Source organism: Leptospira vanthielii serovar Holland str. Waz Holland = ATCC 700522 (assembly GCF_000332455.1).
Lineage (GTDB): Bacteria > Spirochaetota > Leptospiria > Leptospirales > Leptospiraceae > Leptospira_A > Leptospira_A vanthielii.
On record NZ_AOGY02000039.1, the window covers coordinates 12,812 to 24,631 of the forward strand.

At 40.6% G+C, this 11,820-nt stretch carries 9 protein-coding genes; 6 read left to right on the forward strand and 3 right to left on the reverse strand.

Annotated elements, in window-relative coordinates; genetic code table 11:
• The first annotated feature begins 38 nt into the window (after window positions 1–38).
• On the forward strand, window positions 39–470 hold the full coding sequence (locus tag LEP1GSC199_RS08455) for an acyl-CoA thioesterase (RefSeq protein ID WP_002980832.1): 432 nt from the start codon (window positions 39–41) through the stop codon (window positions 468–470).
• Window positions 471–484: 14 nt separating this feature from the next.
• Here LEP1GSC199_RS08455 and LEP1GSC199_RS08460 read toward each other — a convergent pair whose 3' ends face one another.
• From LEP1GSC199_RS08460 to LEP1GSC199_RS08470, 3 genes are read right to left on the reverse strand one after another with little or no spacing between them, the layout of a single operon-like run.
• Complete coding sequence (locus LEP1GSC199_RS08460; RefSeq protein ID WP_002980656.1) at window positions 485–2,896, reverse strand: fibronectin type III domain-containing protein; 2,412 nt, start codon at window positions 2,894–2,896, stop codon at window positions 485–487.
• A 1-nt stretch (window position 2,897) separates the two neighbouring features.
• Complete coding sequence (locus tag LEP1GSC199_RS08465) at window positions 2,898–3,539, reverse strand: energy transducer TonB (protein ID WP_039926423.1); 642 nt, start codon at window positions 3,537–3,539, stop codon at window positions 2,898–2,900.
• An 11-nt stretch (window positions 3,540–3,550) separates the two neighbouring features.
• Complete coding sequence (locus LEP1GSC199_RS08470; RefSeq protein ID WP_015682892.1) at window positions 3,551–4,210, reverse strand: MotA/TolQ/ExbB proton channel family protein; 660 nt, start codon at window positions 4,208–4,210, stop codon at window positions 3,551–3,553.
• 105 nt (window positions 4,211–4,315) lie between these two features.
• Here LEP1GSC199_RS08470 and LEP1GSC199_RS08475 point away from each other — a divergent pair, with 105 nt between their 5' ends.
• The 5 genes from LEP1GSC199_RS08475 (at window position 4,316) to LEP1GSC199_RS08495 (ending at window position 11,780) form a co-directional block, all read left to right on the forward strand.
• Window positions 4,316–6,196 (forward strand): hypothetical protein, encoded by a 1,881-nt coding sequence (locus LEP1GSC199_RS08475; protein WP_039926425.1) that lies wholly within the window; start codon window positions 4,316–4,318, stop codon window positions 6,194–6,196.
• Window positions 6,197–6,208: 12 nt separating this feature from the next.
• On the forward strand, window positions 6,209–9,412 hold the full coding sequence (locus LEP1GSC199_RS08480) for an efflux RND transporter permease subunit (protein ID WP_002980708.1): 3,204 nt from the start codon (window positions 6,209–6,211) through the stop codon (window positions 9,410–9,412).
• Window positions 9,413–9,485: 73 nt separating this feature from the next.
• The gene (locus LEP1GSC199_RS08485; RefSeq protein ID WP_002980800.1) at window positions 9,486–9,848 is read left to right on the forward strand and encodes a PilZ domain-containing protein; all 363 of its coding nucleotides are present in this window, start codon (window positions 9,486–9,488) and stop codon (window positions 9,846–9,848) included.
• Between the two features lie 49 nt (window positions 9,849–9,897).
• Window positions 9,898–11,145 (forward strand): sensor histidine kinase, encoded by a 1,248-nt coding sequence (locus LEP1GSC199_RS08490; RefSeq protein WP_002980745.1) that lies wholly within the window; start codon window positions 9,898–9,900, stop codon window positions 11,143–11,145.
• Window positions 11,142–11,780, forward strand: coding sequence for a response regulator transcription factor (locus LEP1GSC199_RS08495; RefSeq protein ID WP_002980785.1), 639 nt, complete (start codon window positions 11,142–11,144; stop codon window positions 11,778–11,780). The genes LEP1GSC199_RS08490 and LEP1GSC199_RS08495 overlap by 4 nt, the downstream gene beginning before the upstream one ends.
• Window positions 11,781–11,820: the final 40 nt, after the last annotated feature.

The window sequence follows — 11,820 nt, forward strand, 5'->3', positions numbered from 1 at the left end:
TCTGCGGAAACTATCCCTAACCACCCCAGGAGCCCCCCATGCCCCACACCACCGAAATCGCCGTCCTTTGGAGCCATCTGGATGCCAACGGACATGTCAACAATGGAGTCTACCAATCCTATTTTGATGAAGCAAGGATCCAAGCCCTTGAAAATGAAGGATTTTCCATTCAGGAAATGCGCGAAAAAAAAGTGGGTCCAGTGATGCTAAAAGCAGAGTTGTCTTACCACAAACCCCTCCACCATCCAGACGCAGTGAGAATTGAAACAGGATTTCGTGAGATGTCAAAAATTAAGGGGAAGGTAATTCAGAATATGTTTCGGATCTCGGATGGGGCCCTTGTTTGCGAAGCTATTTTTTCGGCCCTCTTTTTTGATTTTGAGAAGAACAGACCTTGGAAAATTCCTGATGCATTCCTTGAGAAGTTTAAAGCAGAAGAGACGCTAAATCGTAACCAACCGCTTCCTTAATCTTTCGTTTATGTTTATTCTCTGATAAAGGAAAGTTGACTTTTTTCGGGAACGAGTCCTTTGTCTTCAAACTCACCTGACAATGATTCATAGTTAGGTGAAAGTTTAATTTTCCATTTCCCTTTTTCTTCGAGTAAGTCAGAATCAACAATATTTTTGCCACGGAAGATTTGATTTTCATTCCATTTCATAATGATGTTTCCTTCCACATCTTCTGCTTCAATGGTCAAACGAACGGGTTTTACCTTATTTTTTCCGTCCCAATACATCGCAGTCCATGGACCAATAAACTTTTGAATGGCGGACTCACCAAAAGTTTTTACTTTTTTTACATCAAGGACTGTATCAGAAATCACTGACGTGACAGGTTTTGAAAATAAACTTTCCCCGACTCCTTTGGATATGGATTGGATGGCAAAAAAATAGAATTGGTTTTTTGTTAAGTTTTGTAATTTGAAATTCGATTCGGATGTTTCTTTTACAAGACTCCAATCAGGATCATTTTTTTTACGCATATAGACTTTATACGATGTTACTTTGGGAACCACATTCCAGCTAAATAAAAATTCACCGGTTTTCCTGTTCTCGGAGACAGTCAACTCAGGAGGTTTTAATCCCATGGATCTTCCCGCCACAAGAGATGGAAATCCAATATCTGGCTCTGAAGGAAGGCTAAACAATTCTCCTTCAAATTCCGAAGCCACTGCATAGAAGGATTCCTTTTCATAGTTGTCATTATCTTTGAATTGGAGCTCCATAGTCTTTGCGATTTTTTTCCATTGTCCGTTTGTTTTGCGGAATATGTGATAAGCTACGGCACTCGGAGAACCTTCCCATTGCAGAATGGTCGCATCTGCATACAATCCTTTCGATGCGGTTAAATTTTTTGGCCTGGGTTTCAAAACTTCGGAAGGATCCAAGTGAGCCGAAACATAACTACTAGATTCACCAATCAACTGGTTTCTTTCTGGGATCACTTGGTAAATTTCGCTGTCCCCGTTGCGGCTGGCTTTTAGATCAATATACGTTGTTTTTTCCGTTTTGCCCAGGAACCGATAGATCCGTGCTACTGGATTCCATTTGTAAACGGCGAAGGTTGTGGAGATAGGTTGCGGGTCCCACTCTAATAGAATTCGATCATTGGTAGCTACCACGGACGCTTGGAGGTTGGTCACAGGTAAGATTCCTGCGGGTTTAGTAGGGTCTACCGCATAACCATCGTTTGAATCAAGAGAAGGTTTGGACAAAAAATTTTCATCCAGACTTGCAACACGATAATTGTAGGCAGTACTTTTTTGGATTCCAAAGTCTTCAAAGAACGCTTGTTTGGAAAGTCCCACGAGTTGGTATTTTGAATCTATTTTGCGTTTCCGGTAAACTTCATAACCTATGGCCCTTTTTTCTCTAGACCAACTGATCCGAATTCGATCAGAAAAATCACCTCGAGAGGCAAAAACTTCTTTAGGAGGAAATAGATTATGTTCCCCATACTCTAAAGATTCTAATGCATCGTTTAGTTTATTCTGTGTTAGGAGTTCGTTTTCAATTTCCGAATCGGCAACATAAGCAGACTTAGTGTATTTGGGAAAGGTTTCATAAGAAATCCATAAATACCCATGGTCACCCCAAGTGGTTCCCCAAGAATTCCATACTTTGAATGCTTTCTTTTTGTCGTTATAACCTAAAACCACAAGAGACTGTGCCCCTAAAACCTCCCCAGTTCCTATTTCAAAGATGGAGTCTGGTTTTGGGTCCCTAAAGTTTTCATAAACCAAATATCCGATGAGGACTGGTCTTTTTTCGGCTAATGCTAGTTTGACGGTAGTTAGATCATGAGGTTCAATTCTATAAATCCTTCTCAGTCTGGCTTTCCTACCCAATTCGACAATATTTGCTTTTGGTTTAGTTCGGAAACTGGAAGAAGATTCGTTCATAATTTCCAAAGTAACGGAACCTCTACTTTCTGCGAGGACTAGGCCATCCAGAAGAGAGATAGCTTGGTCTTTCCCACTATTTAGTTGATTGTAAATAAAGTTAGGTGAGTATAATATTTTTTGCCCATTAGCAGAAGAGGGACCTATAGAAGAAAGATTACGGATTCCTTTTTTTTTGGCTTCTAAATAAGAAATGAGTCCATATCCAACCGAATAACCAACATTATCTTTGTAAATTCCTTGGTCTCCTGGAAGCGGAAATTCTGCACTGAGGTCATAACTTCCGGGTAGGTCGGAACTTGTCATTTCGGAGTGGAAGGCTGGAATGGTTTGGTAGAGTTCGAAGGGATCGGGGATAAGACCAGGTTTTTTTGCTGAGGATTTTGATTCTGTTTTTCCAGTAATGGGTTTGGGCTGGAATCCAAAAGTAATAAGGGCAACTGCAATAAAAATGGTTCCAATCGCAATTCGATGTTTGGTGTTCCGTAACATTTTAATCCTCTTCTAAATCAAAACTGATAGGAAGTCGATGTGCCATTCGTGTTGGTTTTCCTTTATCGTATCCAGGAGAAAACCGAGCTCTTTGGATGATCCGAATGGCGGCTTCATCAAACCCGTATCCTGCTCTACCCGAAACAATTTTCGCACCTTGGAGGACTCCATGTTCGTCCACTTGCACCATCACAACGACTGTTCGTTGGCTGATATTGGCGGCTTTGGCAGCTTCAGGAAAATAGGCTTTCAAATCAAAATCAATGATAGGAGTCGGAGGACGATCTCCATTGAAAGAAAATAAATACCCATCTTTGTCAGTTCCATTTCCCGAAAGTTGGTTTGGATTCAAATCTGAATTGTCTGGTTTTTCTTCCGCATCTTTGTTTGATCCTTCCACCCATTCTTGTTTTTCTACTGGAGCGGGACTTGACGTCCCACCGATCAGTTCTGGAGGAATCTCTTCAAACGAAACATCCATATCTTCCATCGATGTTTCTTGAAAGGCAGCATTACTAGGAAGGGTCAGTATAAAATAAATCAAATAGCAAAATACATGCAATCCTACTGAGGCAAATAGACTAGCACGGAAAAGTCCGAACCGCCTCAGTTTATATTGCAGATACAAGGTAAATGACTTCATGATATTACTTACTAATGATGGATATTCGGAGTCGAGCTAGAAGATTGGTTATGTTTTCCGCTAGTGATGAAACTGGCATGGATTTCTTTGGAAAGGATTTCCAAGTGACCAATGATGAGTTTCATTTTACGAGTGAAGTAATTGTTTGCCATCACCACCGGAATCGCAACCGCAAGTCCTGCCGCTGTGGCGAGTAGGGCAGTGGAAATACTACGCATCACCACTTCTGCTCCCGAGTTACCAAGTGTCCCCAGTCCATAAAAAGCTTTGATAACCCCAAGAACCGTTCCAAGTAATCCGATGAAGGGAGTGTTATTGCCGAGGGTGTTGAGAATTGGAAGTCTTTCTTCCAGACCCAAACGTTCTTTTAGAATTTTCCCTTCCATCAGTTCCTCTAGGCCTTTGTGGTTTTCCTTTTCTCGTTCCAAAACAAAATGCATGAACCGAGTGTAGGAATTCTCCATGGGATGGGTTTCCAATAGTTTTTCTGTACCTTTTAGGTCTCTGTGACGAACAAGGAGAGTGAGAGAATCCAGAAGAGACTCTGATTCTTTGTTAAAATTACGTTTATAAACAATTAACCTTTCAATAAATACGGCAATCGCGAGAATACTTGCGAATAACATAACGAGGAAAATGATTTTTTCCCCAAGGTCTACGAAATCTTGCATTTTGGAACCTTCTAACGGACAGAATTCTTTACCTTGGACAACAATCAAAGAGAAAAATTACGGAAAAAGAACTTCGGTTGATTCCAAGCCGACCCCAAAGAAAGAATGATTCCAAGGATTGGTATGAAGGCAAAAGACATTCTTCCCAGTTTTTTGGGGCTCATTTTCATCATTTTAGGTGTTTCGTTGGTAGTATTCTATGCTACAAAATCATGGGAGACATTTCTTAGTCTCTGTCCCAACAAAGATTTTTTGTCTTGGGATGAGAATATTCGACTGAACCAGGTACTTGACCAGTATGTCGACTTCCGCAATGGAAATTGGGTTCGAGGAATTTTGCCTTTTTTGGAAAGTCCCACTTGGCCCCCTCTCCGTTCCCTGTTAACGTTTGTTACGCTCTATTTGCCAATCGATGCTTATGAAACCTATCGTGATTCTTTTTTAGGGCTTTTGTTTTTGGTTTTGGTTTATCCGGCTTTGGTTTATATATCTTATCGCATAACAAAGTCTCTCCTTTGGTCAGGAATCATTTCAGGCCTTATTTTTATTCTCACCATCCAGACGGGAGAAGTACCTGCGTATTCTCTTTCTTCGATGTTAGAAACCCAGTCTATGTTCTTTCTTTTGTTTTCTATCTATGCCATTTATCGGTTGTATGATGTGGATAATCGGGAATCGGAAATTGATTCTGGGACCAAGTGGCTTGTTTTCTTTTCTCTATTCGGATTTTATTTTACTAAATACCCGTATGGGATTTTATTCTTTATGGCATGTTTTGCTTATGAACTCTTAAGATCTCCGGCCACATACAAAGATGTTTTACTCTATCTATTAAAAAATTATGCCAAAGGCATTCGACTCATCTACCTAGTCTTTGTTGTGTTAATGGTTTTTTCTTTGCCCATACTTCGAGTGGTTACAAAAATCAATTTAAACCAAAAAGGATTCAAACAATTTATGTTTGGGATCACCTTTGTTTTGTTTGTGGATCTTTCTGTTTATTTTTTTCGCAAACGGGATACAATTCAAAAAGTATTTCCAAAAACGGCAGTGGTCCTTTGGGTTTATGCCATTTTCCCTTCATTTTTATGGTTATTTATGAACCCGGACCGCGTGAATGCACTCATCGATGCTCAGATGATTGTGAATGCATACACTCGCAGTTTTTTCTTAACACTTTGGACAGAACCAGGTCTTGATCCTTCCACACCAGGAGTGTTCGACTTTATCTGGGGATTTCGCACTCTCATTCTTTTTTCTGTTTTGTCTTTGTTGTATTTTCTTTTTCGATCGGGAACCAAATTCCAAACAAAATTAAAGGATCCCCTCCTTGCAGGAACTCTCATTCTATTTTTAGAACTTCTCATTTTGGAACTTACTACCGGGAACAAACAACCAAGGCATGTTTTGCAATTTATCCCTGCCATTGGACTTGTTGGCTTTCTTTGGATATTGCGTTTGTACGAACTCGCTGATAACAAAATGGAAAGATTGGCTTCAGTTTCGGTATTTTTACTCACCTCTCTTTTTGTATTTTCCAATTCTATATATTCTCAAGGCATTTTGTCTGGAGAATTTTATAAAACGAAAATGTTTTGTTACCGGGGAATGAATGCGAGTGATTTTCAACCAGCAAGAGAGATCGCCGAACAAATATCACCTGACAAAAAATATGTTCTTATCAATGCTTTTCATTTTGAGGAAAAATATGGTTCTCGTGGTCGTGTGCTTGCTTCCGATTTTGATCTTGCAATGAAGTTGAAGACTTATAAAACAGGGATGGTACGAAATGACCACAAATACCGATGGAAAGAATGGACAGATTTTGATTCTGTTCTTTTATTAAGTGATGTTTGTCCTGATAGTTTTGTCGAAGAAAAATTTGAAAACCGAACAAAAATCTTGAATAGTAAGTCAACGTTACTGTCTACTTATAGAGAGAGTTCCGGTATTGCTTGTCTTCAAGAATATAAATTGCTCAAATAGAGAAAAAGATTTATGAGTATTGCTTCCTTTTCCATCAAACGACCTATTTTCATATCCTCACTAGTGATCATCATGGTGATTACTGGTTTTATTTCCCTAAAACGAATTGGAGTTGATCTTTTTCCCGACATCAATATTCCCTTCGTTGTGGTTTCGACTGTATATCCTGGTGCCGGTCCAGAAGAGATTGAAACTTCGATTTCCAAACCATTGGAAGAAGAACTCAGTTCCATTTCTGGTCTCAAACGAATCACATCTAGAAACCAAGAGGGAATCTCTATGGTGTTTGCCGAGTTCAACCTAACCACAGACATCAAATACGCCGAACAACAGGTTCGGGATAAAACAGCTCGTGTGAAACCTCTCTTCCCCGATTCGGCAAAAGAACCACTAGTGCAAAGGTTTGATCCTTCTGACCAACCCATCATGCGGATCTCACTTTTTGCTGATCTACCGGAGGGGGAACTCTATGATTTGGCAAAAGAGAAAATCAAAACCAAACTCGAACAAGTAAACAACGTAGGTGCTGTCAAAATCATCGGTGGATCTCGTAGAGAAATTCATATAGAGCTTGATCGAAACAAAATCAATGCCTTCCAAGTTCCCGCCATCTCCATTGGAAACCAAATCAAAAATTCTGGTGTGAACATTCCTGCCGGAAAAGTAGAAGGTGGCGATAAAGAAACCTCCTTTCGAACGGTTGCCAAATATGAATCCTTATCTCAAATAGAAAACACGGTCGTATCTTTTGGTGGAGAGTTTGGGCGAGGGGTTCTTGTAAAAGATTTGGGCCAAGTTAAGGACACCCTTCAGGACCGCCAAACGCTGGGTATGTTGTATGCGCCGATCAGTGCAGAAGAACACGAGGAACCTTCCCTCATTGGGAAATTATTATTTAAATACGATGCTCCTAAAAAAGAAAGGATCCAAAAAAAAGCCCTTTTCTTGGATGTATACAAACAATCAGGAGCCAACACTGTAGAAGTTGCCGATGGAATCCTTGGCAAAATTGATACCATCAATGCTCAAATCAAAGACCTCAAAGGGGCACCGAAAGTTATTTTGATTCGAGATGGATCCAAATGGATTCGTGCAAATATTGAAGATGTAACCATAGCCATCATTCTTGGGATCTTACTTGCAGTTATTGTTGTGTATCTCTTTCTCGGGAACGTTCGTTCCACTCTCATTACTGGTATGGCCCTCCCCAACTCTATGTTAGGTGCCTTTATCATTATGTATGCCATGGGTTTTACCATGAACGTAATGACTCTCCTTGCTCTGTCCCTTGCGGTTGGACTTCTTGTGGATGACGCCATTGTGGTTCGGGAAAATATTTTCCGTAAATTAGAAGAAGGGGAATCCGTCATTGTTGCGGCAAGGAAAGGAACAGAAGAGGTGACACTTGCCGTTATCGGGACTTCCCTAACAGTCATTGCTGTATTTCTTCCGATTGGATTTCTTTCAGGGATTGTAGGCCAGTTTTTTAAACAATTTGGACTGACGGTTGTCTTTGCCATGATCATTTCGCTTTTTGATGGTCTGACTGTCGCACCCATGTTATCTGCTTATTTTGCAGGAAAAACAGACATCCATAAAAAGAAAAATTTTGTACTTCGTAACTTTGATAAATTTCAAGATTTTCTGGACAGAATGTACGGAATCATCATGAAGTTTGCCCTAAAAAAACCATGGGCAGTCATTTTACTTACTTTTCTTACTTTGATTACCAGTATCTTCTCGCTGGCGTTTGTGAAAAAAACCTTTCTGCCGGCCAACGACCAAGGGGAATTTATGGTGAACGTGGAAATGGCTCCTGGAACTTCCTTACAAGGAACATCCGAAACAGTAGAACAAATTCAAAATGAAATTATCAAAACTATTCCTGAATTAGAACTTCTTGCTACGGTTGTTGGAAATAGTGATGGGGAATCTAATATTGCAACGATTGGTGTGGCACTTCTTCCTGCCGAATATCGCAAACGAACCACAGGAGATGTGAAAGACCAAATCCGCGAATTTCTAAAAGCCTACCCGCAAGCAAGACCCAAAGTGAACGACTATTCGGCGATAGGTGGTGGGGTGCAATACCCATTCAACTTAAATCTAAAAGGGGAAAACCTAAAAGACTTAGAAACCTATTCTTTCAAAGTGATGGAAGAACTGCGCAAAGTTCCTGACCTAACCGATGTGGACACAACCTACCGAACCGGAAAACCAGAATTCCAAGTGGTTCCAAACCGTGCCAAAATGCAAACGGTGGGTGTCGTTGCTGGTGTGATGGGGGCTGAGCTTCGTTACCACATTGAAGGTGGAGAAGTGGCGAAGTATTTGGAAAACGGAATTGAATATGACGTCCGCCTAAGGCTGAAAGAAGAACAACGAAACCTTCGTAAGTCCTTCTATGAAACCCGAGTGCCAAACATCCAGAACCGCCTTATCCCTCTCAGTGCCATTGCGGAAGGAAAAGAAAGTAGTTCTCCTGCAAGAATCATCCGAGAAGACAGATCCCGTGTGGTTCCAATCAACGCAAATCTAGCTCCAGGAGGAGCCATTGCTTCTGCATCTGAATCAGCAGCAAAGATATTAAAAGAAAAACTCCCTCCACCTCCGGGAATCACTTATTCCTTTGTGGGCCAATCGGAAGACTTTAAGGAACTGTTACAAAACATAATCCTCGCTTTTGGTATGGCACTTATATTCATCTATCTTGTGTTAGCTTCTCTTTATGAGTCTTTTATCACACCGATCACCATCCTTTTTGCGATCCCACCAGCCATTTCGGGTGCTTTTTTTGCTTTGGCTCTGACGGGTGAGATGCTGAATCTATTTAGTATGATTGGACTCATTCTCCTTATGGGACTTGTGGCCAAAAACTCCATCCTCCTTGTGGATCACGCTATCCTTGCCATGAAAGAACATGGAATGACTAGAGATGAAGCCATCTTTGATGCGGGTTCCAAACGACTTCGCCCCATCCTTATGACATCCCTTGCGATGATTGCGGGAACTCTACCGATTGCTCTGGGAATTGGAGAAGCATCTAAATCAAGAACTGCCATGGGAATTGCTATCATCGGGGGACTTGTCCTTTCGACTCTCATCACTCTCATTGTGGTGCCTGCTGTGTTTGGGTACATTGATCGGTTGCGTGAAAAAATCGAAGGAGCCTTCCGTCCTGATTTTGAAATCCGACCAGAGGATTTAGAGGACTAAGCTCAAAACTTATGGATTCTCTGGCATAAATTTAAACTTGCCCAAACTTTGAATTCGGCGTTCCCTTGCTTACATGTCCAGCGAACGCCGAATCTACAAACGAATCTCCGAAAAAGTCCATCTCACATACCGAGTGATCCAATCGGGTGCCGGCTCGGCCCAGTTTTTACCCAAAGACAAAGGGGAAGGGGAATCCCAAGACATTTCTGAAGGTGGATTGTTGTTCCGAACCAAAGAACCCATGTCTCTTGGAACAAGGTTGGAATTAGAATTAAGATTCCCCGATGTTAAGTACGTTTTGTACCCGAAAGCCAAGGTTGTACGTTTGGAAGAATTTGGAGAGGGGGCTTTTTATGAAGTGGGCCTTGAATTTAACCAGATGTTCGACGATGATCTAAAACTTTTGTTAGAACACATTAGCCGATTAGAAATTTAGAATTCCATGTTCACCTATCTTGAAAAATTGATTGGTCTTTAGGTAGAACATGCCCGTGTTTCATCGGCTGTTTGTTTTTTTTCGAGGGAACCCTCTCGATCCTATTTCGCTTCTTGCCGTTTATTCCGAAATTATCAGTAAACTATACTTCCTCGGCTTTGCTTATTGCCTTGCTTATATTCAAAGTGTGTATATGGAATGGAATGCTCCCGATCCAACCAATTGTATTTTATCTGGCATCGAATTGGTGCTGAGCATTCTACTCGTTTGTACTTCATTTTTCTATCGGCGGATCTTTCGGATTGCACCCATCCTTGTTCGTTTGACTTTTTTTCTTTTGGTTCTTGTGGAAATGGAAACCGGATTTCATGATCCTACCATTCCTTATTTTGATCCAAGGAATTGGCTAACCATTACAGCACTCATGGCTACCTCTTCTTTCTTTTACCCCGGACTTGTATGGCAGTACATTCTGGAATGGTCACTCGTACTTTTGATTTATTTCGGACGAGTTTATCTGGCTAACGAATCTGTAATCCCAGAAGAAACTTGGAGAGAGACATCTACGATATTTCCTTTATTTCTAATTGCTTTTTTTCTGAATCATTGGTGGTTTCGCACTCGGTACATTGCCGCTTACCGAGGTATGTTACTCGAAGAAAAACGAAGGACTTTTTTTCAAGATATTCACGATAGTCTTGGTTCCCAACTTACAGACTTAGTCCTACTTAGCCAAAGTATGGAAAAAACTCCTTCCGGGATAACAGAGATCCAACTGAAAAAACTAAAACAACTTTCAGAGTCAGCTTTACAATCTTTAAGAACACAAGTACAAGAAGAAGACCAAAGGGATTTATTTCAGGAATCGTTGTTAGACGGACTCAAATTGCTAATCAAAAAAAGATACAAACTTGTGGGTCGAAATATTGAGTTGGAATGGAATTCTATTGAGGAAGATACGATTATAAAAGTTCCTGACCCAGAAGTTGCTCATCATATCATTCAAATCTTTAAAGAAATCACAACCAATGACTTACGTCATGGGACTGGAACTTCCTCTTGGCTAATAGAACGAACGAATGAACATTTGTTATTCCAATTTATATCTGAAATACAAAAAGTTTTAGAGGGACAAGAAGGTTCTAAGCTCACAACCTTTAAAGAAGATTTCGTTGAATCCGGCATCGGCGAACGAGGATTACAGCAAAGAATTAAAACTTTGAACGGGGAAATCACCATCCTAGAATCGCCTTATCAAATCAAAATGAAACTTCCTATTGGACTCTTCGATTTATGAAATCCATTTCCATCGGAATCATCGAAGATAATTTGGATTTTTTGGCGTCCCTCTGTGGAGTATTAAAAGAAAATCCGAATTTAAACTTAACCACTTGGAATTCTGCGGAAGAGTTTTGGGCCGACGGACTGAAGGAATGGGATCTTCTTATTTTGGACATTGGACTTCCCGGCATGAGTGGAATCGATGTATTAAAAACCTACCATACTGTTGAATCTAGAAAGAGCCTTGTGATTTCTTCCTTACAAACCGATGATGCAATCTTTTCGGCTCTTCGCAATGGTGCTTCGGGTTATATTTGGAAATCCGAACTGGATTCCTTACACGATACCATCCAAACCTTACTCGATGGAGGAAGTGTGATTTCTCCGTCGATAGCAGCAAAAGTTTTGTTATCTTTTCGCAAACCCCAAACCACTTTGGATCCACTCGGCGTTGGGGTGGAAGTTTTAACACCGAGAGAGAGACAAATTTTAGAACTCATCGTAGAAGGGGACAACCCCCAACAAATTGCCTCGTTATTTGGAACTACTGTGGGGACGGTTCGCCAACAAATCAAAGCAATTTATAAAAAACTCCAAGTGAATACAAGAGTCCAAATGCTAAAAAAAGCCCGCCAATTCGGAATCTTTTAGTTCTATATATACCACTTGGGATATTGAACTAAAAAAATTA